23 protein-coding genes, 1 tRNA gene and 1 other RNA gene are annotated in these 25,253 nt (G+C 49.6%); 18 read left to right on the top strand and 7 right to left on the bottom strand.

The genetic code is table 11. The features are described 5' to 3' along the window. Positions 1–363 precede the first annotated feature (363 nt). From xylA to yiaA, 4 genes are all read left to right on the top strand, one after another. Entirely contained in the window at positions 364–1,686 is a 1,323-nt protein-coding gene (gene xylA, locus D9597_RS14300; RefSeq protein ID WP_064527882.1) for a xylose isomerase, read from the top strand. 70 nt (positions 1,687–1,756) lie between these two features. Next, positions 1,757–3,211 carry a xylulokinase gene (xylB, locus tag D9597_RS14295; RefSeq protein ID WP_130223011.1) on the top strand — a complete coding sequence of 485 codons (1,455 nt, stop codon included), beginning with the start codon at positions 1,757–1,759 and terminating at the stop codon, positions 3,209–3,211. 167 nt (positions 3,212–3,378) lie between these two features. Then, positions 3,379–3,720 (top strand): inner membrane protein YiaB, encoded by a 342-nt coding sequence (yiaB, locus tag D9597_RS14290; RefSeq protein WP_130223009.1) that lies wholly within the window; start codon positions 3,379–3,381, stop codon positions 3,718–3,720. Positions 3,721–3,765: 45 nt separating this feature from the next. After that, a complete protein-coding gene (yiaA, locus tag D9597_RS14285; protein WP_130216246.1) occupies positions 3,766–4,203 on the top strand; it encodes an inner membrane protein YiaA in 438 nt (145 codons plus the stop codon). A 36-nt stretch (positions 4,204–4,239) separates the two neighbouring features. Here yiaA and D9597_RS14280 read toward each other — a convergent pair whose 3' ends face one another. Continuing rightward, entirely contained in the window at positions 4,240–5,235 is a 996-nt protein-coding gene (locus tag D9597_RS14280) for an acyltransferase (RefSeq protein ID WP_130216249.1), read from the bottom strand. 173 nt (positions 5,236–5,408) lie between these two features. On the opposite strand from D9597_RS14280, the gene D9597_RS14275 reads away from it, so the two are divergent. From D9597_RS14275 to yidD, 5 genes are all read left to right on the top strand, one after another. Then, the gene (locus D9597_RS14275) at positions 5,409–5,708 is read left to right on the top strand and encodes a YsaB family lipoprotein (RefSeq protein WP_130216250.1); all 300 of its coding nucleotides are present in this window, start codon (positions 5,409–5,411) and stop codon (positions 5,706–5,708) included. 94 nt (positions 5,709–5,802) lie between these two features. Then, the gene (gene glyQ / locus D9597_RS14270; protein ID WP_001168544.1) at positions 5,803–6,714 is read left to right on the top strand and encodes a glycine--tRNA ligase subunit alpha; all 912 of its coding nucleotides are present in this window, start codon (positions 5,803–5,805) and stop codon (positions 6,712–6,714) included. 9 nt (positions 6,715–6,723) lie between these two features. Further along, positions 6,724–8,793, top strand: a complete 2,070-nt coding sequence (glyS, locus tag D9597_RS14265; RefSeq protein WP_130216252.1) for a glycine--tRNA ligase subunit beta — start codon at positions 6,724–6,726, stop codon at positions 8,791–8,793. Positions 8,794–9,113: 320 nt separating this feature from the next. Continuing rightward, positions 9,114–9,266, top strand: coding sequence for a type I toxin-antitoxin system toxin HokA (gene hokA, locus D9597_RS14260; protein ID WP_130223007.1), 153 nt, complete (start codon positions 9,114–9,116; stop codon positions 9,264–9,266). Positions 9,267–9,423: 157 nt separating this feature from the next. Further along, positions 9,424–9,804: a membrane protein insertion efficiency factor YidD gene (yidD, locus tag D9597_RS14255; RefSeq protein WP_130223005.1), complete on the top strand. Its 381-nt coding sequence runs from the start codon at positions 9,424–9,426 to the stop codon at positions 9,802–9,804. Positions 9,805–9,857: 53 nt separating this feature from the next. Here yidD and cspA read toward each other — a convergent pair whose 3' ends face one another. Both cspA and D9597_RS14245 read right to left on the bottom strand, forming a co-directional pair. After that, a complete protein-coding gene (gene cspA, locus D9597_RS14250; protein ID WP_000014594.1) occupies positions 9,858–10,070 on the bottom strand; it encodes an RNA chaperone/antiterminator CspA in 213 nt (70 codons plus the stop codon). A gap of 281 nt (positions 10,071–10,351) precedes the next feature. After that, positions 10,352–10,642 carry an HTH-type transcriptional regulator gene (locus D9597_RS14245; protein ID WP_130216258.1) on the bottom strand — a complete coding sequence of 97 codons (291 nt, stop codon included), beginning with the start codon at positions 10,640–10,642 and terminating at the stop codon, positions 10,352–10,354. 419 nt (positions 10,643–11,061) lie between these two features. Here D9597_RS14245 and D9597_RS14240 point away from each other — a divergent pair, with 419 nt between their 5' ends. Next, the gene (locus tag D9597_RS14240; RefSeq protein ID WP_130216260.1) at positions 11,062–11,772 is read left to right on the top strand and encodes a DUF3053 domain-containing protein; all 711 of its coding nucleotides are present in this window, start codon (positions 11,062–11,064) and stop codon (positions 11,770–11,772) included. Between the two features lie 48 nt (positions 11,773–11,820). Here the strand turns inward: D9597_RS14240 and ghrB are convergent, their stop codons facing one another. Together ghrB and D9597_RS14230 are read right to left on the bottom strand one after the other, a co-directional pair. After that, entirely contained in the window at positions 11,821–12,795 is a 975-nt protein-coding gene (gene ghrB, locus D9597_RS14235; protein WP_130223003.1) for a glyoxylate/hydroxypyruvate reductase GhrB, read from the bottom strand. Positions 12,796–12,898: 103 nt separating this feature from the next. Further along, positions 12,899–13,558, bottom strand: coding sequence for an OmpA family lipoprotein (locus D9597_RS14230; protein ID WP_000747625.1), 660 nt, complete (start codon positions 13,556–13,558; stop codon positions 12,899–12,901). A 152-nt stretch (positions 13,559–13,710) separates the two neighbouring features. On the opposite strand from D9597_RS14230, the gene bisC reads away from it, so the two are divergent. Beyond that, positions 13,711–16,044 carry a biotin sulfoxide reductase gene (bisC, locus tag D9597_RS14225; RefSeq protein ID WP_130223001.1) on the top strand — a complete coding sequence of 778 codons (2,334 nt, stop codon included), beginning with the start codon at positions 13,711–13,713 and terminating at the stop codon, positions 16,042–16,044. On the opposite strand, the gene D9597_RS14220 is transcribed toward bisC, so the two are convergent. Beyond that, positions 16,013–16,453: an N-acetyltransferase gene (locus tag D9597_RS14220; protein WP_130222999.1), complete on the bottom strand. Its 441-nt coding sequence runs from the start codon at positions 16,451–16,453 to the stop codon at positions 16,013–16,015. The two genes, bisC and D9597_RS14220, sit on opposite strands and share 32 nt — an antisense overlap. Then, on the bottom strand, positions 16,453–17,013 hold the full coding sequence (tag, locus tag D9597_RS14215; protein ID WP_130216268.1) for a DNA-3-methyladenine glycosylase I: 561 nt from the start codon (positions 17,011–17,013) through the stop codon (positions 16,453–16,455). The genes D9597_RS14220 and tag overlap by 1 nt, the downstream gene beginning before the upstream one ends. Positions 17,014–17,170: 157 nt before the next feature. Here tag and D9597_RS14210 point away from each other — a divergent pair, with 157 nt between their 5' ends. The 7 genes from D9597_RS14210 (at position 17,171) to dppB (ending at position 25,247) form a co-directional block, all read left to right on the top strand. Further along, positions 17,171–17,869: an autotransporter outer membrane beta-barrel domain-containing protein gene (locus D9597_RS14210; protein WP_130216270.1), complete on the top strand. Its 699-nt coding sequence runs from the start codon at positions 17,171–17,173 to the stop codon at positions 17,867–17,869. A gap of 228 nt (positions 17,870–18,097) precedes the next feature. Then, entirely contained in the window at positions 18,098–19,300 is a 1,203-nt protein-coding gene (locus D9597_RS14205; RefSeq protein WP_130216272.1) for an MFS transporter, read from the top strand. A 276-nt stretch (positions 19,301–19,576) separates the two neighbouring features. Then, positions 19,577–21,268 carry a kdo(2)-lipid A phosphoethanolamine 7''-transferase gene (gene eptB / locus D9597_RS14200; protein WP_130222997.1) on the top strand — a complete coding sequence of 564 codons (1,692 nt, stop codon included), beginning with the start codon at positions 19,577–19,579 and terminating at the stop codon, positions 21,266–21,268. Between the two features lie 91 nt (positions 21,269–21,359). Continuing rightward, positions 21,360–21,436 (top strand) — tRNA-Pro (locus D9597_RS14195). A gap of 32 nt (positions 21,437–21,468) precedes the next feature. Beyond that, positions 21,469–21,604, top strand: a non-coding RNA gene (locus D9597_RS14190) — RtT sRNA. A gap of 708 nt (positions 21,605–22,312) precedes the next feature. Next, positions 22,313–23,920 (top strand): dipeptide ABC transporter substrate-binding protein DppA, encoded by a 1,608-nt coding sequence (dppA, locus tag D9597_RS14185; RefSeq protein ID WP_016262652.1) that lies wholly within the window; start codon positions 22,313–22,315, stop codon positions 23,918–23,920. Positions 23,921–24,227: 307 nt separating this feature from the next. Next, positions 24,228–25,247: a dipeptide ABC transporter permease DppB gene (dppB, locus tag D9597_RS14175; RefSeq protein WP_021550012.1), complete on the top strand. Its 1,020-nt coding sequence runs from the start codon at positions 24,228–24,230 to the stop codon at positions 25,245–25,247. Positions 25,248–25,253: the final 6 nt, after the last annotated feature.

Genomic DNA, 25,253 nt, shown 5'->3' with positions numbered 1-25,253 from the left:
TTCAGAGGCCTTCTTTTGTTAGAGGGTAGCTTTAAAAAGTAACAATCACCGCGTTAAACGTGACCAATTTTTAGCAACTAAATGGGGGAAAACAATTACAGATTTTTATCTTTCGATTACGATTTTTCGTTTATTTCTTGATTTATGACCGAGATCTTATTTTTGTTGGTTAATCGAATTTGTTGCATTTTTCTCTTCGAGTAATTACCCATTTCATCATTCCATTTTATTTTGCGAGCGAGCGCACACTTGTGAATTATCTCAATAGCAGTGTGAAATAACATAATTGAGCAACTTAAAGGGAGTGCCCAATATTACGACATCATCCATCACCCGCGGCATTACCTGATTATGGAGTTCATTATGCAAGCTTATTTTGACCAGCTCGATCGCGTTCGTTATGAAGGCCCGAAATCCTCTAACCCGTTAGCATTCCGTCACTACAACCCCGACGAATTGGTGTTGGGTAAGCGTATGGAAGACCATTTGCGTTTTGCCGCTTGCTACTGGCACACCTTCTGCTGGAACGGGGCGGATATGTTTGGCGTAGGCGCGTTTAACCGTCCCTGGCAGCAACCTGGCGAGGCGCTGGCATTGGCGAAGCGTAAAGCAGATGTCGCATTTGAGTTTTTCCACAAATTACATGTGCCTTTTTATTGCTTCCACGATGTGGACGTTTCCCCGGAAGGCGCATCGTTAAAAGAGTACATCAATAACTTTGCGCAAATGGTTGATGTGCTGGCAGGTAAACAAGAAGAGAGCGGCGTGAAACTGCTGTGGGGAACCGCTAACTGCTTTACTAATCCACGTTATGGCGCGGGCGCTGCTACGAATCCCGACCCGGAAGTTTTCAGCTGGGCAGCAACACAAGTCGTTACGGCGATGGAAGCGACGCATAAACTGGGTGGTGAAAACTATGTGCTGTGGGGCGGTCGCGAAGGTTACGAAACGCTGCTGAATACCGATTTGCGTCAGGAGCGTGAACAGATTGGCCGCTTTATGCAGATGGTGGTTGAGCATAAACATAAAATCGGTTTCCAGGGTACCCTGCTTATCGAACCGAAACCGCAAGAGCCGACCAAACATCAATATGATTACGATGCCGCGACGGTCTACGGCTTCCTGAAGCAGTTTGGCCTGGAAAAAGAGATTAAACTGAATATTGAAGCAAACCATGCAACGTTGGCGGGTCACTCTTTCCACCATGAAATTGCCACCGCCATTGCGCTTGGTCTGTTCGGTTCTGTCGATGCTAACCGTGGTGACGCGCAGTTGGGCTGGGATACCGACCAGTTCCCGAACAGCGTGGAAGAAAATGCGCTGGTGATGTATGAAATTCTCAAAGCGGGCGGTTTTACCACCGGTGGTTTGAACTTCGATGCCAAAGTACGTCGTCAGAGCACCGATAAATATGACCTGTTCTACGGTCATATTGGCGCGATGGATACGATGGCACTGGCGCTGAAAATTGCAGCACGCATGATTGAAGACGGTGAGCTGGATAAACGCGTCGCGCAACGTTATTCCGGCTGGAATAGCGAACTGGGCCAGCAAATTCTGAAAGGCCAAATGTCACTGGCGGATTTAGCAAAATATGCCCAGGAACATAATCTTGCACCGGTGCATCAGAGTGGTCGCCAGGAGCAGTTAGAAAATCTGGTAAACCATTATCTGTTCGACAAATAACGGCTAACTGTGCAGTCCGTTGGCCCGGTTATCGGTAGCGATACCGGGCATTTTTTAAGGAACGATCGCTATGTATATCGGGATAGATCTTGGCACATCGGGCGTGAAAGTCATTCTGCTCAACGAACAGGGTGAGGTAATTGCTTCGCAAACGGAAAAGCTGACCGTTTCGCGCCCGCATCCCCTCTGGTCTGAACAAGACCCGGAACAGTGGTGGCAGGCAACAGATCGTGCAGTGAGAACGCTTGCGCGACAATATTCTTTGCAAGAGGTTAAGGCGTTAGGTATTGCCGGACAGATGCACGGAGCTACGTTACTTGATGCTCGGCAGCAGGTATTACGTCCAGCGATTTTGTGGAATGACGGGCGCTGTGCGCAAGAGTGCGCTTTGCTTGAAGCACGAGTCCCGGATTCGCGCGCTATAACCGGCAATCTGATGATGCCCGGATTTACCGCGCCTAAGCTGCTGTGGGTGCAACGCCATGAGCCAGATATATTCCGTCAGGTAGACAAAGTTTTATTGCCAAAAGATTATTTGCGTCTGCGTATGACCGGAGAGTTTGCCAGTGATATGTCTGATGCGGCAGGCACCATGTGGCTGGATGTCGCGAAGCGTGACTGGAGTGATGTCATGCTGCAAGCTTGCCAGCTGTCCCGTGACCAGATGCCAGCATTATACGAAGGCAGTGAAGTTACCGGGACTTTGCTACCCGAGGTGGCAAAAGCATGGGGAATGGCGGCAGTGCCTGTTGTCGCGGGCGGCGGCGATAATGCGGCTGGCGCGGTTGGTGTGGGTATGGTTGATGCCAACCAGGCAATGCTGTCGCTGGGAACTTCTGGTGTTTATTTTGCGGTGAGCGAAGGGTTCTTAAGCAAGCCGGAAAGCGCCGTACACAGCTTTTGCCATGCATTACCACAGCGTTGGCATTTAATGTCGGTGATGTTGAGTGCGGCATCGTGTCTGGATTGGGCTGCGAAATTAACCGGCCTGAGTAATGTCCCAGGCTTAATTGCAGCTGCGCAACAGGCAGATGAAAGTGCCGAGCCAATCTGGTTTTTGCCTTATCTTTCCGGCGAGCGTACCCCGCACAATAATCCACAGGCGAAGGGGGTTTTCTTTGGCCTGACCCATCAACACGGCCCTAATGAACTGGCGCGAGCAGTGCTGGAAGGCGTGGGTTATGCGCTGGCCGATGGCATGGATGTAGTGCACGCCTGCGGCATTAAACCGCAAAGTATTACCCTGATTGGTGGTGGAGCGCGTAGTGAGTACTGGCGTCAGATGCTGGCGGATATCTGCGGTCAGCAGTTGGATTACCGCACGGGTGGTGATGTAGGGCCTGCACTGGGCGCAGCAAGGTTGGCGCAGATTGCGGTGAATCCAGATAAATCGCTCAGTGAATTGTTGCCGCAACTGCCGTTAGAGCAGTCGCATATGCCGAACGCGCAGCATCATGCCGCTTATCAGCCACGACGCGAAACATTCCGTCGTCTCTATCAGCAACTTCTGCCACTAATGGCGTAAACTTATCCCCCGCCTGACCGGGCAGGGGATAATTCTCGTCTATATATATTATCAATTCATTAATATTTCATATGAATTTATTCTGAAAATCATTTGTTAATGGTGTTTTTCAGTTTTGTCTTTCGTTGGTTAATCGTAATGTGTCGCTGGTAGATACGGAGATCATTATGAAAACCTCAAAGACTGTGGCAAAACTATTATTCGTTGTCGGGGCGTTGGTTTATCTGGTTGGGCTAGGGATCTCATGCCCATTGTTAAGCGGCAAAGGCTATTTTCTCGGCGTGTTAATGACGGGAACGTTTGGCAATTATGCTTATCTTCGTGCTGAAAAACTCGGGCAACTGGATGACATGTTTATTCGCATCTGCCAGTTAGTTGCGTTAATCACTATCGGTCTGTTGTTTATCGGTGTTTTAAATGCACCTATCAATGCTTATGAAATGGTGATCTACCCCATCGCCTTTTTTGTCTGCTTGTTTGGTCAAATGCGTTTGTTTCACTCGGCATGAGCAACATAAAGCTCTTACACATTCAGGAATGAAAGGAATACTGTGATGGAAAACAAAATATCAACCTATTCTCCAGCATTTAGCATTGTGTCATGGATAGCGCTTGGCGGCGGTATTGTTACCTATTTATTAGGGCTATGGAATGCGGAAATGCAGTTAAATGAAAAAGGATATTACTTTGCTGTTCTGGTGCTAGGACTATTTTCAGCCGCATCTTATCAAAAAACTGTGCGGGACAAATATGAAGGCATCCCCACTACATCCATTTATTATATGACCTGTCTGGTTGTCTTTATCATTTCTGTCGCATTACTGATAGTTGGTCTGTGGAATGCAACATTATTACTCAGCGAAAAAGGGTTTTATGGCCTGGCCTTCTTTTTAAGTTTGTTTGGTGCAGTAGCAGTACAGAAGAATATTCGTGATGCTGGAGTGAACCCATCAAAAGAAACTGTGGTTGCTCAGGAAGAATATAGCGAATAATCCTTGTAAGCCCGGTCAATGTGACCGGGCTTTTGCTCAACTTACGAATCTGTTTCGGTCGATTCGTTGCACCAGCACAGAAAGTAATAAGCTTGTGGCCAGCGTGGCGCAGAAGATCCAGATAATATCCAGTATTGGCCAGTTTTTAAGCTCAATCCCCCGGGTACGCAGCGCATGGATAATCAATGCGTGGAACCCGTATATACCTAAAGAATGGCGTGATATCAGCCCAAGCCCGGGAACAGTGTGTGTATCCAGCGTATTTTTTACCAGAGTCAGTAACGCGATTGCGCAGATAAAAACCATCGGTCCGCAATAGAGATACCAGGTATCGGCAAAATTTCCGCGCCACTGTAATTCATATAATGTCCCGCGAGAGATAATAAATACCCCCGCAACAAACAGTACGGCGCTCACCCACGACAGTGATTTATGTTGCGTATCCACCATGCCAATGGCGCGGCCCAACATGCCATACAGGATGTAGTAAAAAGTATCGCCATTGATATATAAATTAATCGGTAGCCATTCGAAGCCGTCGATCTTCTGTGGCACAGTGTTTGGGTTAGCGATGATGCCAATCACCACCATGAGTACCAGCAACATTTTACCGCTAACATTTTTCACCTGAACCAGCGGCGAAACCAGATAAATCACCGCAATCGCGAAGAAAAACCATAAGTGATAAAACACAGGCTTTTGTAGCAGGTTTTTCAGCGCTAACTCCACATTGATAGCGGTAAAAAGCGCAATGTAGATCAACGCGATGACACTATAAAACAGCAGACATAAGCCAATACGCAAGAAATGACGGGGCTGGGCGCTACGTTCGCCAAAAAAGAGATAGCCTGAAATCATGAAAAATAGCGGCACGCTGACACGGGAGGCAGAATTTAGAACATTCGCGATATCCCAGGTTATGGGGCTGACGCTATGGGCGTTGGTTACATACCAGGTGGTGGTATGAATCATCACCACCATTAAACAGGCTATCCCTCGCAGGTTATCAATCCAATAAATTTTGGGCTGCATCTGTGTCTCTGTAACTGGTTAAAAAAGGTCTGACCGATAAATCATTCGGCTGGTGCACTGGAATAATCCGAGTTTTATCTCTACAGCTTATAGAGGCTTGAGGAAATTCGTTAGATTCAGCCACTATACCGATATTAATAATAAGACTCACCTGCAAATAAGACGGTAATTTAATGATGATGAACTATTTCTTTCCAGCAATGGCACTTATTGTGTTAGTGGGATGCTCGACACCGCCACCCGAGCAGAAAGCACAGCGGGTAAAGGTTGAGCCGCTGCGTTCATTGAATATGGAAGCGTTGTGCAAGGATCAGGCAGCAAAACGTTATAACACCGGTGAGCAAAAAATCGACGTCACCGCATTTGAACAGTTCCAGGGGAGCTACGAAATGCGTGGTTATACCTTCCGGAAAGAGCAGTTTGTCTGTTCTTTTGACGCAGATGGCCATTTTTTGCATCTTTCCATGCGTTAAGCCCTGCTTTTTCCCGTTTCGTACTGTATATCTTCCATCCAGCGGGTATACTGATCCCTTCCTTTAAATCCACACGTATCCAGCACGAAATAATATGCAAAAGTTTGATACCAGGACCTTCCAGGGCTTGATCCTGACCTTACAGGATTACTGGGCTCGCCAGGGCTGCACCATTGTTCAACCATTGGACATGGAAGTCGGCGCGGGAACCTCTCACCCAATGACCTGTCTGCGCGCGCTGGGGCCAGAACCGATGGCGGCTGCTTATGTCCAGCCTTCTCGTCGCCCGACCGATGGTCGCTACGGCGAAAACCCCAACCGTTTACAGCACTACTATCAGTTCCAGGTGGTCATTAAGCCATCGCCGGACAATATTCAGGAGCTGTACCTCGGTTCTCTGAAAGAGCTGGGCATGGACCCGACTATCCACGATATCCGTTTCGTGGAAGATAACTGGGAAAACCCGACGCTGGGTGCCTGGGGGCTGGGCTGGGAAGTGTGGCTGAACGGCATGGAAGTGACACAGTTCACTTACTTCCAGCAGGTTGGTGGTCTGGAGTGTAAACCGGTTACCGGCGAGATCACCTACGGTCTGGAACGTCTGGCAATGTACATTCAGGGCGTAGACAGCGTTTACGACCTGGTCTGGAGCGACGGCCCGCTGGGTAAAACCACCTACGGCGACGTGTTCCATCAGAACGAAGTGGAGCAGTCCACTTACAACTTCGAATACGCGGATGTGGACTTCCTGTTCACCTGCTTCGAGCAATACGAGAAAGAAGCGCAGCAGTTGCTGGCGCTGGAAAATCCGCTGCCGCTGCCAGCCTACGAGCGTATTCTGAAAGCCGCCCACAGCTTCAACCTGCTGGATGCGCGTAAAGCCATCTCCGTCACTGAGCGTCAGCGCTATATTCTGCGCATTCGCACCCTGACTAAAGCAGTGGCAGAAGCATACTACGCTTCCCGTGAAGCCCTCGGCTTCCCGATGTGCAACAAAGATAAGTAAGAGGCGGCTATGTCTGAGAAAACTTTTCTGGTGGAAATCGGCACTGAAGAGCTGCCACCAAAAGCACTGCGCAGCCTGGCTGAGTCCTTTGCTGCGAACTTTACTGCGGAGCTGGATAACGCTGGCCTCGCACACGGCACCGTTCAATGGTTTGCTGCTCCGCGTCGTCTGGCGCTGAAAGTAGCTAACCTGGCGGAAGCACAGCCGGATCGTGAAATCGAAAAACGTGGCCCGGCAATTGCCCAGGCGTTCGATGCCGAAGGTAAACCGAGCAAAGCGGCGGAAGGTTGGGCGCGTGGTTGTGGTATTACCGTTGACCAGGCTGAGCGTCTGACTACCGATAAAGGCGAATGGCTGCTGTATCGCGCCCACGTGAAGGGCGAAAGCACCGAAGCATTGCTGCCGAATATGGTTGCGACTTCGCTGGCGAAACTGCCGATCCCGAAACTGATGCGCTGGGGCGCGTCTGACGTACACTTCGTGCGTCCGGTACACACCGTGACCCTGCTGCTGGGCGACAAAGTCATTCCGGCAACCATTCTGGGGATTCAGTCCGATCGCGTGATTCGCGGTCACCGCTTTATGGGCGAACCGGAATTCACTATCGACAATGCCGATCAGTATCCGGAAATTCTGCGTGAGCGTGGGAAAGTCATCGCCGATTACGAAGAACGTAAGGCGAAGATTAAAGCCGATGCCGAAGAAGCAGCGCGTAAGATTGGCGGTAACGCTGACTTAAGCGAAAGTCTGCTGGAAGAAGTGGCTTCTCTGGTTGAATGGCCGGTTGTTCTGACCGCGAAATTCGAAGAGAAATTCCTCGCTGTGCCGTCTGAAGCCCTGGTTTATACCATGAAAGGTGACCAGAAGTACTTCCCGGTATACGCGAACGACGGCAAACTGCTGCCGAACTTTATCTTCGTTGCCAACATCGAATCGAAAGATCCGCAGCAAATTATCTCCGGTAACGAGAAAGTCGTTCGTCCACGTCTGGCAGATGCCGAGTTCTTCTTTAATACCGACCGTAAAAAACGTCTGGAAGATAATCTGCCGCGTCTGCAAACCGTGCTGTTCCAGCAACAGCTGGGTACGTTGCGCGACAAAACTGACCGCATTCAGGCGCTGGCTGGCTGGATTGCTGAGCAGATTGGCGCTGACGTTAACCACGCCACCCGTGCGGGCCTGCTGTCTAAGTGCGACCTGATGACCAACATGGTCTTTGAGTTCACCGACACCCAGGGCGTTATGGGGATGCACTACGCGCGTCACGATGGCGAAGCGGAAGATGTCGCGGTAGCGCTGAACGAGCAGTATCAGCCGCGTTTTGCCGGTGATGACCTGCCGTCTAACCCGGTAGCCTGTGCGCTGGCGATTGCTGACAAGATGGACACCCTGGCGGGTATCTTCGGTATCGGTCAGCATCCGAAAGGCGACAAAGACCCGTTTGCGCTGCGTCGTGCGGCCCTTGGCGTGCTGCGCATTATCGTCGAGAAGAACCTCAACCTTGATCTGCAAACGCTAACTGAAGAAGCGGTGCGTCTGTATGGCGATAAGCTGACTAATGCCAACGTGGTTGATGATGTTATCGACTTTATGCTCGGTCGCTTCCGCGCCTGGTATCAGGACGAAGGTTACACCGTTGACACCATCCAGGCGGTACTGGCGCGTCGTCCGACCCGTCCGGCAGATTTCGATGCCCGTATGAAGGCGGTATCGCATTTCCGTACCCTGGATGCAGCTGCTGCACTGGCGGCGGCGAACAAACGTGTATCCAACATTCTGGCGAAATCTGACGAAGTGCTGAGCGACCGCGTGAATGCCTCTACCCTGAAAGAGCCGGAAGAAATTAAACTGGCGATGCAGGTGGTTGTTCTGCGAGACAAACTGGAGCCGTACTTTGCTGAAGGTCGTTACCAGGATGCGCTGGTCGAACTGGCCGAGTTGCGTGAACCTGTCGATGCTTTCTTCGATAAAGTGATGGTCATGGTTGATGATAAAGATCTGCGTATCAACCGCCTGACCATGCTGGAAAAACTGCGCGAATTGTTCCTGCGCGTTGCGGATATTTCGCTGTTGCAGTAATAACAGCGTTATTAAATAGCCTGCCACTTGGCAGGCTTTTTTTATCGCTAATAATACAGCTACCTTTAATAATTTTCTGCTGAATAAAAATTATCTCATATATTAATTTCATGATATTTTTTTAGGATTTTATTAAAGAGAGGAAAGGAATTTATTACGCTAGAATAGCTGCGGGTGCTTGAGACTGTTTGTCTCAGGTATCACCGAAAGACAGACAGAGAAAAGCCCCACCTGACTATAAATCAAAGTGAGGCCCCTCTATGCATAGACACCATAAGGTTAGCCTCTTACTCGTTGGAAATCAACACAGGAGGCTGGGAATGCCGCAGAAATATAAATTGCTTTCTTTGATAGTGATTTGTTTTACGCTTTTATTTTTCACCTGGATGATAAGAGATTCACTGTGTGAATTGCATATTAAACAGGAGAGTTATGAGCTGGCGGCAGTTTTAGCCTGCAATTTGAAAGAGTAAGAGTCTTCGGCGGGAAGTTATTCCCGCCTTTCTTCCGGTGTTGGGTATTCTCAATGCACCCTAATTTATTTCCTTGATGAATATTATTTAAAAAATACGAATGGATTTGGCTATTAAATAGGTTTTTAATTGAGAACAGGAATGGTTCGGAGCCTTCATGAATAAACTGCTTTTGCTGTTGATTATGCTTTATCAACGACATCTTTCTCCTCGCAAAGGATATCGCTGTGCTTACAGTGTGTTGTACCAAACGCAGGGATGTTCGGGGGCAGTCAAAGAGATTATTCAACAGAAAGGTGTTATTGCAGGCTGGGGCGAGATACGTCAGCGTTTTGCAGATTGCCGACTTGCGGCACAGACAATCAGGCAGAAGCAACACCTGAACGAGGTTATACGTAAAAAGAAGAATAATGAGTGTAATGATTGTGATTGTTCCGGGTGTGATGGTGCGGTCTGTCGTGATTGCCACATCCCGATGCCGGATCTGGATTGTTCCTGGGACTGTTCTTCTCTACATATAAAACGGTTTTTCCAATAAAAAAATCCCCGCCAAATGGCAGGGATCTTAGATTCTGTGCTTTTAAGCAGAGATTACAGGCTGGTTACGTTACCAGCTGCTGGGCCTTTAGCGCCGCTTTCGATGGTGAAGGACACTTTCTGACCTTCGTCCAGAGATTTGTAACCATCGTTCTGGATAGCAGAGAAGTGTACGAACACGTCTTTAGAGCCATCGTCAGGAGTGATGAAGCCGAAGCCTTTGTCAGCGTTGAACCATTTTACGATACCAGTCATTTTACCGGACATAGTGTATTACCTTTAATAATTAAGTGTGCCTTTCGGCGATATGGCGTGCTTTACAGATTTTGAAGCGTTAAAGGAAATGTGCACTACGAGGGGTATCAACGATAACTCTTGAAGGGACTTGCCTTACTACACTGCTTTAATGGTCTGTACGTCAAACCGTTGATGTGCATTAAGCCACGCATTGGAGGTGGATGCAACAATTATTTTTCAAATTTATGATTAATCGGTCGGAAAACGGCCCTGTCATCAGGACCGTAAACATCAAAAAAGTTAATAAAACTCTATTCCATCAACTGCTTACTTAATGCCGGATTGGCCTGAATCAGACGCATTAATTTTAGTTCAGCACTGGAAGGCTTCACTCGTCTGGATTCCCATTCCTTTACCATCGCAACGGATACGCCCAAAACACGGGCGAAATCATCAATTTTTAACCCCGTTCCTTTGCGTAATTGCTCAATCTCGGTACAGGGCGTAGGTCTGTGCGTCAGGGTAATCTTCTGTGTTTCATCTTTAAAAACAATTTGTTCCAGGCTGCTCAACAGCTCAAGCATTGGATCTTTATATTCCATTGAAAACTCCTCAAATCACACTGCGGGATCGTGAATTGCATTGAAGCTCATTAAGAATAGTCGGGAAAAATTGACTCAGCGGGAAGCAGCCGGAGTGTGATTCGATTCAGCTTATCAATAACTGTGACTTATAGTTGCCTAACGATATGATTAATGCCGATATATTTCGCAGAATCCCGAATTGTAAAGATTCCGAAAATTTCACTTACCGAAGAGAAGTAAGGTTCTGGCTAAAAAACGCAATAGCAATGCCTGTTTTTAACAATGAAACAACAAATTAACCTTCCTTCATTTTCTACATCATTTTCCCAGGAAGATTATGCATAAAGGGTATCTTGCAAGCTTGTCCTGGACTATCCTTGTCACGTCAGACACGCGTGTGTCGTTGTGCGCTTTTTTTGGGTGAAAGGAGTAAGAAAATGGCGACAGGAAAGTCCTGCTCTCGCTGGTTTGCGCCTCTTGCGGCGTTATTAATGGTAGTTAGCCTGAGTGGGTGTTTTGATAAAGAAGGCGATCAGCGTAAAGCGTTTATCGACTTCCTGCAGAATACAGTGATGCGTAGCGGTGAACGTCTACCAACCCTGACTGCCGATCAGAAAAAACAATTTGGTCCTTTTGTCTCTGATTACGCGATTCTGTATGGCTATTCCCAACAGGTGAATCAGGCGATGGATTCCGGTCTGCGTCCGGTTGTAGACAGCGTTAACGCAATTCGTGTACCACAGGATTATGTCACGCAAAGTGGTCCACTGCGTGAAATGAACGGTTCGCTGGGTGTACTGGCGCAACAGCTACAAAATGCGAAGTTGCAGGCCGATGCTGCGCACTCTGCGCTGAAACAGACTGATGACCTGAAACCGGTCTTTGATCAGGCATTCACCAAAGTGGTGACGACACCGGCTGATGCGTTACAACCGTTGATTCCGGCGGCACAAACCTTTACACAACAACTGGTAATGGTTGGTGACTATATTTCCCAGCAGGGTACTCAGGTAAGCTTTGTGGCGAATGGCATTCAGTTCCCGACTTCGCAGCAGGCGAGTGAATATAACAAACTGATTGCGCCATTACCGGCACAGCATCAGGCGTTTAATCAGGCCTGGACCGCAGCAGTAACTGCAACCCAATAAAGAGTAAAAGCCCGAGAGATTTTCGGGCTTTTCTTCACGCAGTCGCGGTTATTCCGCGACTTGCGGATTCACACAGTTCTTCTCGACATTCCCTTGTAACGCATTAATCAAATTATCCACCGCACAGGCGGCCATGCCATAACGCGTCTCATGAGTAGCAGAACCAATATGTGGGACTGCGACGACATTTGCCATTGAGAGCAGCGGTGAATCTACTGACAGTGGCTCTTGTTCGAAGACATCCAGTCCGGCGGCGTGAATTTCCCCTTTCTGCAATGCCACAATCAGTGCATTTTCGTCAACCACCGGTCCACGTCCTGCATTAATGAAGATGGCGGAGGATTTCATTTTGGCGAATTGTTCAGCGCCAAACAGGTGATGCGTTTCTTCAGTTAGCGGCAGGATCAGGCAAACGAAATCCGATTCTTGTAACAGCGTATCCAGATCGCAATAACGGGCGTTAAAGCGTTCTTCGGCTTCTTTATGGTGGCGGCGAGCGTTATAGAGGATAGGCATGTTGAAGCCAAAGTGTGCCCGTTGTGCCAGTGCCATGCCGATCCGTCCCATCCCGACAATGCCAAGAGTTTTATGATGCACGTCGCTGCCGTACCAGTCCGGGCCAATGCTCGCGGTCCATTCGCCTGCTTTTACGCGTTCTGCTATCTCGACAACCCGACGCGCGGTACACAGCACCAATGCCATCAGCGTATCGGCCACCGTTTCCGTTAATACGGTTGGCGTATGCATTAGCAGGATTTTTCGGGTGGTAAGCGCATCGACATCGAAATTGTCGTAGCCTACAGAGATAGTTGATGTGGCACGCAGTTTCGGCATTTTGTCCAGCAACACGGCATCAACATTTTCATTTGAACCTAACAAGCCCTCGGCTTCGGCAAAAATTTCCGCGTTTTGCGCGACGGTCTGTGGAGTGAGGTCTGTCACCTGGTGAACGGTGAAATGTGCTTGCAGGCGTTGCAGTAAATCATCAGGTAAGGCTTTGTAGAGGATAACGGGCGGCTTCATGCTTCTCTCCATTCACTGATAAGGCGATCACCTTAGCCTGAAAAAAGAAGCAGGAAAACCTAAGAATACCAGGTGATTGGATCACCACCTGGCATGAAAGTGATTACAGCGGGCTTAAGGTAATTTCTACGCGACGGTTTTGGGCTTTGCCTTCTGCGGTGCTGTTGCTGGCGATCGGGTTAGCCGGACCAAGACCCTGGGTACGAATACGGCTGGCGTCAACGCCCTGGGTAATCAACGCGCTGGCAACGGAATCTGCACGCTGCTGCGACAGACGCATGTTCAGGTCATGACCGCCAGTGCTGTCGGTGTAACCAATCACGTTAACCGCCGTTTTCGGGTACTCTTTCAGTACCATTGCAACACCGGTCAGAGTGTTAGCACCTGCTGGTTTCAGAGTGGCGCTGCTGCTGTCGAAGGTCACATTGTTCGGCATGTTGAGGATAATGTTGTCCCCACTGCGCGTTACGCTAACGCCTGTGCCGCGCATTTTGTCGCGCAGTTTCGCTTCCTGCACATCCATGTAATAGCCAACGCCGCCGCCCAGTGCCGCGCCTGCTGCTGCGCCAATCAGTGCGCCTTTACCACGATCTTTCTTCGAAGAAGAGAGTGCGCCAATGCCCGCGCCAACGAGAGAGCCCAGACCCGCGCCAATAGCAGATTTACCCGCTTCGCGTTCGCCGGTGTAAGGGTTAGTTGTACAGCCAGATACCGCCAGAGCGCCACTCACAACGGCGGCAATAAGATAAACACGTTTCTTCATTGTTAATCCTTAATAACCTTTTTATTCTTTGCCACGGGTTTCGTGGCGGAAGATTATGCCGTGTGAACATGAAGATTATTCCTGGGAATACTCGGAAATTTGTAAGTAATATTTAACTGCTCAATACATCTAACTTTTCAGGAGCCTTCGGTTTGGCCAACTCATCCTCACGTTATTCTGTTCTTACTGCCGCCCACTGGGGACCAATGCTGGTTGAAACCGACGGTGAAACAGTTTTCAGCTCGCGTGGTGCGTTAACCACAGGAATGGAAAACTCCTTGCAGAGTGCGGTTCGCGACCAGGTTCATAGCAATGCGCGGGTGCGATTTCCGATGGTGCGTAAAGGCTTTCTTGCGTCACCAGAAAATCCACAAGGGATTCGCGGGCAGGACGAATTTGTTCGCGTGAGTTGGGATGAGGCACTGGATCTTATTCACCAACAACACAAACGCATTCGCGGAGCTTATGGTCCAGCGTCGATTTTTGCCGGTTCCTACGGCTGGCGTTCAAATGGCGTGCTGCATAAAGCGTCAACCTTGTTACAACGCTATATGGCGCTGGCAGGCGGCTATACCGGCCATCTGGGGGATTATTCGACTGGCGCAGCACAGGCGATCATGCCGTATGTTGTGGGTGGCAGCGAAGTTTATCAGCAGCAGACCAGTTGGCCGCTGGTGCTTGAACATAGCGATGTGGTGGTGCTGTGGAGTGCTAACCCTCTAAATACACTGAAAATTGCGTGGAATGCATCCGATGAGCAGGGGCTTTCTTACTTTTCCGCACTGCGTGATAGCGGGAAAAAGTTGATCTGCATTGATCCCATGCGATCGGAAACCGTTGATTTCTTCGGCGATAAAATGGAATGGGTAGCACCGCATATGGGAACAGATGTGGCGCTGATGCTAGGGATCGCCCATACGCTGGTGGAAAACTGCTGGCACGACGAAGAGTTTCTGGCACGTTGTACTATCGGCTATGGTGTCTTCGCTTCTTATTTACAGGGCGAGAGTGATGGCATAGCGAAAACTGCCGAATGGGCGGCGGAGATTTGTGGTGTTCCGGCAGATAAAATCCGCGAACTGGCGGCTATTTTCCATCAAAATACCACCATGCTGATGGCAGGATGGGGAATGCAGCGTCAGCAGTTTGGCGAGCAAAAGCACTGGATGCTCGTCACGCTGGCGGCAATGTTGGGGCAAATCGGTACACCAGGTGGCGGTTTTGGGCTTTCTTATCATTTTGCCAACGGTGGTAATCCCACGCGCCGTGCTGCGGTGCTTTCATCCATGCAGGGCAGTTTGCCGGGTGGTACGGATGCGGTAGATAAAATCCCCGTTGCCCGTATTGTCGAGGCTCTTGAAAATCCTGGTGGCGCATACCAACACAACGGCATGAATCGTCACTTTCCGGATATACGCTTTATCTGGTGGGCGGGCGGCGCCAATTTTACACATCATCAGGACACTAATCGTCTGATTCGAGCCTGGCAAAAACCGGAACTGGTGGTCATTTCAGAATGCTTCTGGACGGCGGCGGCGAAACATGCCGATATCGTCCTGCCTGCAACCACGTCTTTTGAGCGTAACGATCTCACCATGACCGGAGATTACAGCAATCAGCATCTTGTTCCGATGAAACAAGTCGTGCCGCCGCGTGACGAAGCGCGTAATGATTTCGACGTCTTTGCTGAATTAAGCGAACGTTGGGAGAAGGGTGGCTACGCGCGGTTTACGGAAGGGAAAACTGAGCTGCAATGGCTGGAAACTTTTTATAACGTCGCCCGACAACGAGGGGCAAGTCAGCAGGTTGAATTACCATCGTTTGACGCGTTTTGGGAAGCAAACCAATTCATTGAGATGCCGGAAAACCCAATCAGCGAACAGTTTATCCGGTTTGCTGATTTTCGCCGCGACCCACAGACGCATCCGTTAAAAACGGCCAGTGGTAAGATTGAAATCTTCTCGCAGCGTATCGCGGATTACGGTTACCCGGATTGTCCGGGGCATCCCATGTGGATGGAGCCGGATGAGTGGCAGGGCAATGCCGAACCGGAACAGTTGCAGGTACTTTCTGCCCATCCCGCACATCGTTTGCACAGCCAGCTAAATTACAGTTCTCTGCGTGAATTATATGCGGTGGCAAACCGTGAACCTGTCACCATTCACCCTGATGATGCACGAGCGCGAGGCATAAAAGAGGGCGACACGGTACGAGTGTGGAACTCGCGCGGGCAAATTCTTGCCGGCGCAGTCATTAGCGAAGGTATTAAACCTGGCGTGATTTGCATTCACGAAGGGGCATGGCCCGATCTGGATTTAACCGCTGGCGGCATTTGTAAAAACGGCGCTGTGAACGTGTTGACGAAAGATCTCCCCAGCTCGCGGCTGGGGAATGGATGCGCGGGTAACACGGCGTTAGCGTGGCTGGAGAAATACACTGGCCCGGAACTGCCACTTACGGCGTTTGATCCGCCTGCCAATCCATAATCCAGGTGGGAAGTTGGGTTTCTTCCTGCCAGGCGCAGTCGACAATATGGAATCCTTGCGCATGGTAGAAATTTATCGCGGGCTGGTTTTTCTGGTAAACCTCCAACAATAAATGGGGATGGCGTTGTTGCACATGTTGCATCAGCGCCTTACCAATACCGCGCCTGACGGCCTTTGGTGCGACAAACATCGCAGCTAAAAATCGTCCTTCCATCACGCTGACAAAACCGAGAAGCTTGCCATCTTCTTCCCACACCCAGTTTTGCGCGTTGGCAAGATAAGCATCACGCACTAGCGGAATGCAGTCACGCCAGTAGCTTTCTTCTATGAAAGGATGTCCCCAGGTTGTACTTTCCAGCCATAATTCAAGGATCGCAGGTAATTCCAAACGTTGCGCTTCTCGAATCATTATTTCCTCCCCGGATGGCAACAGCAGCCAACGACATGATCGTTCACCAGTCCGCATGCCTGCATAAAGGAGTAACAAATCGTCGTACCAACAAATTTGAAGCCGCGTTTTTTCAGTGCTTTGGAAAGCGCATCAGAGGCGGGTGTTGAGGTGGGGATTTCGCTCAACGTTTTGGCTTGTGTCACCTGTGGTTGATGGTTTACGAACGACCAGACAAAGTCGGCAAACGGTTCGCCGTTCTGCTCCATTTGCAGGTATGCCCGTGCGTTACCAATTATCGCCTGAATTTTCCCACGATGGCGGATAATCCCGGCATCAAGCACCAGTCTTTCAACGTCCTCTTCCTGCATAGCCGCGACTTTTACCGGATCGAACTGATGAAAACAGGCGCGATAGTTTTCACGTTTTTTGAGAACGGTAATCCAGGATAACCCTGCCTGTTGTCCTTCAAGGCAGATCATTTCGAACAGTTTATTACTGTTGGTTTCAGGCACGCCCCACTCATTATCGTGGTAGGCAATATAAAGCGGGTCCTGACTCACCCAGCCGCAACGTTCCATACTTTCCCTCGCTATGTACCAGATCGTAAATATTTCACCCTCTTGTCTTGACGCATCGGTGAAAAAGTCAATATTTAATACAGGGCTAAGATGCCCGATATCCTACATACAATGACAATAATATTGCCGAATTCGGCTCTTCCATGGAGTCGTGTTAATGATCATAAAAAAATGCGGTGGTCGCTGGCACTTAAGTCTGCTGGCGAGCGTGGTAATCAGTTCTTTTTTTCTCAACACAGCTTACGCCTGGCAGCAAGAATATATCGTTGATACGCAACCAGGACATACCACTGAGCGTTATACCTGGGATAGCGATCACCAACCGGACTACAACGATATTTTGTCGCAACGTATTCAAAGTAGCCAAAGAGCGCTGGGACTGGAAGTTAATCTGGCGGAAGAAACCCCTGCGGATGTGACCAGCAGTATGAGTATGGGCTGGAATTTTCCTTTATATGAGCAGGTTACAACGGGGCCAGTCGCCGCATTACATTACGATGGCACAACCACCTCCATGTATAACGAGTTTGGCGACAGTACTGCAACGCTGACCGATCCGTTATGGCATGCCAGCGTCAGTACGTTAGGCTGGCGTGTTGATTCCCGACTTGGCGATTTCCGTCCCTGGGCGCAAATCAGCTACAACCAGCAATTTGGTGAAAATATCTGGAAGGCTCAATCAGGCCTAAGTCGCATGACGGCGACAAATCAGAATGGTAATTGGCTTGATGTGACCGTAGGAGCCGATATGTTGCTTAACCAACATATTGCCGCCTATGCCGCGTTATCCCAGGCGGAGAATAGCGCCAATGATAGTGATTATTTATATACCATGGGCGTGAGTGCCAGATTTTAACGTATTTGTTACAACTATGGGCTACTAATAACAACCATTGCAATGATAGTGTGTGCTAACTGACCAAATAATTATTGCGGTGAATATTTGTCACGTCATTCATTCCTGAACTAAGGCATTTCATTCCGTTTTGATGGCATTTCATGCCGTTTTTTCCCCTGCATAAAATGCACTTCGTTATGTTTGTCGGCAGAGAATTTTCCTTTTTACTACCGCAGGAATACTGCCATGACACCTTCAAACTATCAGCGTACGCGCTGGCTTACCCTTATCGGTACTATTATCACCCAGTTTGCGCTGGGGTCAGTTTATACCTGGAGCCTGTTTAATGGCGCGCTCTCTGCCAAACTGGATGCGCCGGTCAGTCAGGTTGCTTTCTCCTTCGGCCTGTTGAGTCTGGGACTGGCAATTTCTTCTTCTGTTGCTGGCAAGTTACAGGAACGTTTTGGTGTCAAGCGCGTCACAATGGCTTCCGGTATTCTGCTGGGGGTAGGTTTCTTCCTTACCGCGCATTCCAACAGCCTAATGATGCTGTGGTTAAGCGCCGGTGTGCTGGTTGGTCTGGCAGATGGTGCGGGTTATCTGCTGACCCTTTCTAACTGCGTGAAGTGGTTCCCGGAGCGTAAAGGTCTGATCTCCGCATTCGCCATTGGTTCTTATGGCTTGGGAAGCCTGGGTTTCAAATTCATCGACACACAATTGCTGGAAACGGTCGGTCTGGAAAAAACCTTTGTAATTTGGGGCGCGATTGCGTTGGTGATGATTGTCTTTGGCGCGACGTTAATGAAAGATGCGCCGAAACAGGAAGTGAAAACCAGTAATGGCGTAGTAGAGAAGGACTACACCCTGGCAGAGTCTATGCGTAAACCGCAATACTGGATGCTGGCGGTGATGTTCCTCACGGCCTGCATGAGCGGTCTGTATGTGATTGGTGTGGCGAAAGATATTGCTCAGAGCCTGGCGCATCTTGATGCAATTTCCGCGGCCAACGCAGTAACGGTTATTTCTATTGCTAACCTTTCTGGTCGTCTGGTGTTGGGTATTCTGTCTGACAAAATCGCCCGTATCCGTGTTATCACCATTGGTCAGGTGATTTCGCTGGTGGGTATGGCGGCCCTGCTGTTTGCACCATTGAATGCAGTGACGTTCTTTGCAGCAATTGCCTGCGTGGCGTTTAACTTCGGTGGCACAATTACCGTTTTCCCGTCACTGGTCAGTGAGTTCTTCGGCCTCAATAACCTGGCGAAAAACTACGGCGTGATTTATCTCGGCTTCGGTATCGGTAGCATTTGTGGTTCGATTATCGCCTCGCTGTTTGGCGGCTTCTATGTGACTTTCTACGTCATTTTTGCCCTGCTGATTCTGTCATTGGCGCTTTCAACGACCATTCGCCAGCCAGAGATCAGAGTGTTGCGCGAAGTACATGGTTGAGTTTAGCGACAGGTTTTAGACTTGTCCTGAGATTAAAAGGGCCATAAAGCTGGCCCTTTAAAGCGTTCAATTACCACATAAGTCTCCTTTCATACTTGTATTTTTGTAAATTTGTGCTTCAAGTACACTCTTTCCCCACACTTTTTCCCTTTGCTGTGGTCTACTTATCAGCGTGTGCAGATTTTCCTTATCTGACGACCTTCGCACTTTTCCCTTGCCTGGCTTGAAAGGCCATAATGCAGGGTGTTATCACCTGTTTTTCCAGGGTTTGTTTGCATGAGATATATCAAAACGATAACGCAGCAAAAGCTAAGTTTTTTGCTCGCTGTCTATATCGGTCTGTTTATGAATTGCGCAGTCTATTTCCGTCGGTTTGACGGTTACGCGCATAACTTCACTTTTCTTAATGGCGTCTCGGCGGTTATCGAACTGGCAGGGACGGTTCTGGCAACCTTCTTCTTTTTACGCTTAATTTCACTCTTCGGCAGAACGACCTGGAAAGTGCTGGCTTCATTGCTGGTGCTGATTTCTGCCGGGGCCAGCTACTACATGACATTTATGAATGTCATGATTGGCTACGGGATTGTTGCTTCGGTGATGACCACCGACATTGACTTATCGAAAGAAGTGGTTGGCTGGACGCTTATCGCATGGGTTGTACTGGTGAGTATTATCCCGTTGCTATTTATCTGGATGAACCGCTCACAAGACACTTTCTGGCGTCAACTTTGTACCCCGAAAACTCGCTGGCGTAGTGCGCTTACCGTGCTTTTGGCGGGCTTGTTGGTATGGGGGCCAATCCGTCTGATGGATGTAGTGCAAAAGCGTGCAGACCGTATGGCCGGAGTGGATATGCCGAGCTACGGCGGCGTGCTGGCGAACTCTTATTTGCCTTCAAACTGGCTTTCTGCGTTGGGGTTGTATGCCTGGGCGCAAGTGGATGAATCGTCAGACAATAGGTCGCTGATGAATCCGGCAAAAAAATTCACCTATACCCCGACGCAAAATCTCGACGATACCTATGTGGTTTTCATCATTGGAGAAACTACGCGTTGGGATCATATGGGGATGCTGGGCTACGAGCGCGATACCACGCCGAAGCTGGCCAAAGAGAAAAACCTGGTGATGTACCGTGGTTATTCTTGTGATACCGCGACTAAATTATCACTACGCTGTATGTTTGTGCGTGAAGGTGGAACGGAAGATAACCCACAACGTACGCTTAAAGAGCAGAACGTATTTGCGGTTCTCAAACAGCTGGGCTTTAGCTCTGATTTGTACGCCATGCAGAGTGAGATGTGGTTCTACAGCAACACCATGGCTGACAACATTGCCTATCGCGAGCAAATTGCAGCAGAGCCGCGTAACCGTGGGAAAGCGGTGGACGATATGTTGCTGGTCAATGAGATCGAACGTTCTTTGGAGAAAAAACCAGAAGGTAAGCATCTGATTGTGCTGCACACCAAAGGGTCACACTACAACTATACTCAACGTTATCCCCGTGAGTTTGCCCAGTGGAAGCCAGAGTGCTATGCCATTGACCGCAAATGCCCACGAGCGCCGATGATTAACTCATATGATAACTCCATCACCTATGTTGATCATTTTATCGACACAGTTATCGACAAATTCCGCGATAAGAAGGCCATTATTTTCTATGCAGCGGACCACGGTGAGTCAATTAACGAGCGTGAGCACTTGCATGGCACACCACGCGAATATGCGCCACCGGAGCAGTTCCGCGTACCGATGATGGTCTGGATGTCGGATAAATATCTGGAGAATCCGGCCAACGCGCAGGCATTCGCGCAGCTGAAAAAAGAGGCGGATATCAAAGTGCCACGCCGTCATGTAGAACTGTACGACACCATTTTAGGTTGCCTTGGTTATACTTCACCGGACGGTGGTATCAACGAAAACAACAACTGGTGTCGAATCCCTCAGGCGAAGAAGGCAGAAGCTAACTAAATGCACTGCTGAGTTTCTCGCCGATCAAAAGGCATTTTGCTATTAAGGGATTGACGAGGGCGTATCTGCGCAGTAAGATGCGCCCCGCATTCGGTGATTGGCGCAGCCTGGTAGCGCACTTCGTTCGGGACGAAGGGGTCGGAGGTTCGAATCCTCTATCACCGACCAAATTCGGAAAGCCTGCTCAACGAGCAGGCTTTTTTGCATCTGTAGCCCATGAGGATAAGAACCTCCGGGGGCAGGGAGGTTCGACTCGAACGAAGCGAGAGAACGTTGCGTCAGCAACGGCCCGCAGGGCGAGCCACGAAGTGGCGAGTAATCCTCTGGCACCGACCAATTTAGAAAAACCAGCCTACGGGCTGGTTTTTTGCTTTCTGTGACCCGCTCTAAAGTAGGCCTGATAAGACGCGGTAGCGTCGCATCAGGCAACGGCACCGCACTTATTGTCGGATGCGGCGCGACCGCCTTATCGACCTACACACCACACATTTCCCTGCCAAGTTTGCGCCCCATATCTCACTATCCATTAACGGATTTGTGACAGAAACCATTGTCTTTTTTTATATTTGCTTAAATCTTTTTTTGCGTTACTTATGCCTGGCGCTGGCATTTTCCGCTGTGCGGTTTAGCGTTCATGGTATTAATCGCTCAGATATCCACCTTTTCCTCAGATTTTTTTCATTAAATGCATAAAACTTAATCACCAATTGTTGCTAAATATTAAGCTGATTGTTCTGGTTATGTTGGCGTAGCACAAATTTCTCTGCTGCAAATAGTTGTTTGAAGTTTTTTTAATCTTTGTTTGTGGATTCTCACCGTTGGTGTAAATCCCGGTGGGCTGTATTGACGTTTTCACATTCTGTTGACAGATTGTAGGTCACGAGGGGCATTTTATGGAGGATCCGCACTGTAACACTGATGTTAATTAGTACGGCATCCCCACCTCATAACGTTGACCCGACCGGGCAAAAAACAAAAAAGGTCAGGCAGCGACAACCCACTGCAAAGGGTTAAAACAACAAACATCACAATTGGAGCAGAATAATGCGTATTTCCTTGAAAAAGTCAGGGATGCTGAAGCTTGGTCTCAGCCTGGTGGCTATGACCGTCGCAGCAAGTGTTCAGGCTAAAACTCTGGTTTATTGCTCAGAAGGATCTCCGGAAGGGTTTAACCCGCAGTTGTTTACCTCCGGTACCACCTATGACGCCTCTTCCGTACCGCTTTATAACCGTCTGGTTGAATTTAAAATCGGCACCACCGAAGTGATCCCGGGCCTCGCTGAAAAGTGGGAAGTCAGCGATGACGGTAAAACCTATACCTTCCACCTGCGTAAAGGTGTGAAGTGGCACGACAACAAAGAATTCAAACCGACGCGCGAACTGAACGCCGATGACGTGGTGTTCTCGTTCGATCGTCAGAAAAACGCGCAAAACCCGTACCATAAAGTTTCTGGCGGCAGCTACGAATACTTCGAAGGCATGGGCTTGCCGGAGCTGATCAGCGAAGTGAAAAAGGTGGACGACAACACCGTTCAATTCGTGCTGACTCGCCCGGAAGCGCCGTTCCTTGCTGATCTGGCAATGGACTTCGCCTCTATTCTGTCAAAAGAATATGCAGACGCGATGATGAAAGCCGGTACGCCGGAAAAACTGGACCTCAACCCAATCGGCACCGGTCCGTTCCAGTTACAGCAGTATCAAAAAGATTCCCGTATCCGCTACAAAGCGTTTGATGGCTACTGGGGCACCAAACCGCAGATCGATACGCTGGTCTTCTCTATTACTCCTGACGCTTCCGTGCGTTATGCGAAATTGCAGAAGAATGAATGCCAGGTGATGCCGTACCCGAACCCGGCAGACATCGCTCGCATGAAGCAGGATAAATCCATCAACCTGATGGAAATGCCGGGGCTGAACGTCGGTTATCTCTCGTATAACGTGCAGAAAAAACCACTGGATGACGTGAAAGTTCGCCAGGCTCTGACCTACGCAGTGAACAAAGATGCGATCATCAAAGCGGTTTATCAGGGCGCGGGCGTAGCAGCGAAAAACCTGATCCCGCCAACCATGTGGGGCTATAACGATGACGTTCAGGACTACACCTACGATCCTGAAAAAGCGAAAGCCTTGCTGAAAGAAGCGGGTCTGGAAAAAGGTTTCTCCATCGACCTGTGGGCGATGCCCGTACAACGTCCGTATAACCCGAACGCTCGCCGCATGGCAGAGATGATTCAGGCTGACTGGGCGAAAGTCGGCGTGCAGGCCAAAATCGTCACCTACGAATGGGGTGAGTATCTCAAGCGTGCGAAAGATGGCGAGCACCAGACGGTAATGATGGGCTGGACTGGCGATAACGGGGATCCGGATAACTTCTTCGCCACCCTGTTCAGCTGCGCCGCCTCTGAACAAGGCTCCAACTACTCAAAATGGTGCTACAAACCGTTTGAAGATCTGATTCAACCGGCGCGTGCCACCGACGACCACAACAAGCGCGTTGAACTGTACAAACAAGCACAGGTGGTGATGCACGATCAGGCTCCGGCACTGATCATCGCTCACTCCACCGTGTTTGAACCGGTACGCAAAGAAGTTAAAGGCTATGTGGTTGATCCATTAGGCAAACATCACTTCGAAAACGTCTCTATCGAATAATTAAAAGCCATACAAGACTGATGGCAAAGGCAAAACTGCCTGATGCGCTCCGCTTATCAGGCCTACGAAAATTCTGCAATGTATTGAATTTGCACGATTTTGTAGGCCGGATAAGGCGTTAACGCCGCATCCGGCATAAACAAAGCGCACTTTGTCAACAATCTGTATACCCGGTGGCGCTGTGCCTCTGCGTGCAGCGCCACCCGGCAGCAATACTTCATTTCCTGTCCGGCACGGGCGGGAATTGATTTGTGAGCAATACAGACACGCAGTTCCAGGCTGCGGGTCACTACAGAGAATCCGGGTTATGTTGCAGTTTATTCTCCGACGTTTGGGACTTGTCATCCCCACGTTTATCGGTATTACCCTTCTCACATTTGCCTTTGTCCACATGATCCCGGGCGATCCGGTGATGATCATGGCGGGTGAACGTGGGATCTCCCCAGAGCGTCACGCGCAATTGCTGGCAGAACTCGGCTTAGATAAACCGATGTGGCAGCAGTATCTCCATTACATTTGGGGCGTTATGCATGGCGATTTAGGCATTTCGATGAAAAGCCGCATCCCGGTTTGGGAAGAGTTCGTGCCGCGCTTCCAGGCCACGCTGGAACTTGGTGTCTGCGCGATGATTTTTGCTACGGCAGTCGGTATTCCGGTAGGTGTGCTGGCTGCGGTTAAACGCGGTTCCATTTTCGATCACACTGCGGTTGGCCTGGCGCTGACCGGCTACTCCATGCCTATCTTCTGGTGGGGCATGATGCTGATCATGCTGGTTTCGGTGCACTGGAACCTGACGCCTGTCTCCGGTCGCGTGAGCGACATGGTGTTCCTCGATGATTCCAATCCGTTAACCGGTTTTATGCTGATCGACACCGCTATCTGGGGTGAAGACGGTAACTTTATCGATGCCGTCGCCCATATGATCTTACCGGCGATGGTGCTGGGCACAATTCCGCTGGCGGTTATCGTTCGTATGACGCGCTCCTCAATGCTGGAAGTGCTGGGCGAGGATTACATCCGCACCGCGCGCGCCAAAGGGTTGACCCGCCTTAGGGTGATTATCGTCCATGCGCTGCGTAACGCGATGCTGCCGGTGGTGACCGTTATCGGCCTTCAGGTGGGAACATTGCTGGCGGGAGCGATTCTGACTGAAACCATCTTCTCGTGGCCCGGTCTGGGTCGCTGGTTAATTGACGCGCTGCAACGCCGTGATTATCCGGTAGTGCAGGGCGGTGTATTGCTGGTGGCGACGATGATTATCCTCGTCAACCTGCTGGTCGATCTGCTGTACGGCGTGGTGAACCCGCGTATTCGTCATAAGAAGTAAGGGAAC

The sequence above is a fragment of the Escherichia sp. E13S3 genome (genome assembly GCF_004212325.1).
GTDB lineage: Bacteria > Pseudomonadota > Gammaproteobacteria > Enterobacterales > Enterobacteriaceae > Escherichia.
This window is presented reverse-complemented; position numbering and strand designations above follow the sequence as displayed.

Bases quoted from the DNA above. Each gene is read 5' to 3' on its own strand.
- xylA (WP_064527882.1), top strand. From the start codon at position 364: ATGCAAGCTTATTTTGACCAGCTCGATCGCGTTCGTTATGAAGGCCCG.
- xylB (WP_130223011.1), top strand. From the start codon at position 1,757: ATGTATATCGGGATAGATCTTGGCACATCGGGCGTGAAAGTCATTCTG.
- yiaB (WP_130223009.1), top strand. From the start codon at position 3,379: ATGAAAACCTCAAAGACTGTGGCAAAACTATTATTCGTTGTCGGGGCG.
- yiaA (WP_130216246.1), top strand. From the start codon at position 3,766: ATGGAAAACAAAATATCAACCTATTCTCCAGCATTTAGCATTGTGTCA.
- D9597_RS14280 (WP_130216249.1), bottom strand. From the start codon at position 5,235: ATGCAGCCCAAAATTTATTGGATTGATAACCTGCGAGGGATAGCCTGT.
- D9597_RS14275 (WP_130216250.1), top strand. From the start codon at position 5,409: ATGATGATGAACTATTTCTTTCCAGCAATGGCACTTATTGTGTTAGTG.
- glyQ (WP_001168544.1), top strand. From the start codon at position 5,803: ATGCAAAAGTTTGATACCAGGACCTTCCAGGGCTTGATCCTGACCTTA.
- glyS (WP_130216252.1), top strand. From the start codon at position 6,724: ATGTCTGAGAAAACTTTTCTGGTGGAAATCGGCACTGAAGAGCTGCCA.
- hokA (WP_130223007.1), top strand. From the start codon at position 9,114: ATGCCGCAGAAATATAAATTGCTTTCTTTGATAGTGATTTGTTTTACG.
- yidD (WP_130223005.1), top strand. From the start codon at position 9,424: ATGAATAAACTGCTTTTGCTGTTGATTATGCTTTATCAACGACATCTT.
- cspA (WP_000014594.1), bottom strand. From the start codon at position 10,070: ATGTCCGGTAAAATGACTGGTATCGTAAAATGGTTCAACGCTGACAAA.
- D9597_RS14245 (WP_130216258.1), bottom strand. From the start codon at position 10,642: ATGGAATATAAAGATCCAATGCTTGAGCTGTTGAGCAGCCTGGAACAA.
- D9597_RS14240 (WP_130216260.1), top strand. From the start codon at position 11,062: ATGGCGACAGGAAAGTCCTGCTCTCGCTGGTTTGCGCCTCTTGCGGCG.
- ghrB (WP_130223003.1), bottom strand. From the start codon at position 12,795: ATGAAGCCGCCCGTTATCCTCTACAAAGCCTTACCTGATGATTTACTG.
- D9597_RS14230 (WP_000747625.1), bottom strand. From the start codon at position 13,558: ATGAAGAAACGTGTTTATCTTATTGCCGCCGTTGTGAGTGGCGCTCTG.
- D9597_RS14220 (WP_130222999.1), bottom strand. From the start codon at position 16,453: ATGATTCGAGAAGCGCAACGTTTGGAATTACCTGCGATCCTTGAATTA.
- tag (WP_130216268.1), bottom strand. From the start codon at position 17,013: ATGGAACGTTGCGGCTGGGTGAGTCAGGACCCGCTTTATATTGCCTAC.
- D9597_RS14210 (WP_130216270.1), top strand. From the start codon at position 17,171: ATGATCATAAAAAAATGCGGTGGTCGCTGGCACTTAAGTCTGCTGGCG.
- D9597_RS14205 (WP_130216272.1), top strand. From the start codon at position 18,098: ATGACACCTTCAAACTATCAGCGTACGCGCTGGCTTACCCTTATCGGT.
- eptB (WP_130222997.1), top strand. From the start codon at position 19,577: ATGAGATATATCAAAACGATAACGCAGCAAAAGCTAAGTTTTTTGCTC.
- dppA (WP_016262652.1), top strand. From the start codon at position 22,313: ATGCGTATTTCCTTGAAAAAGTCAGGGATGCTGAAGCTTGGTCTCAGC.
- dppB (WP_021550012.1), top strand. From the start codon at position 24,228: ATGTTGCAGTTTATTCTCCGACGTTTGGGACTTGTCATCCCCACGTTT.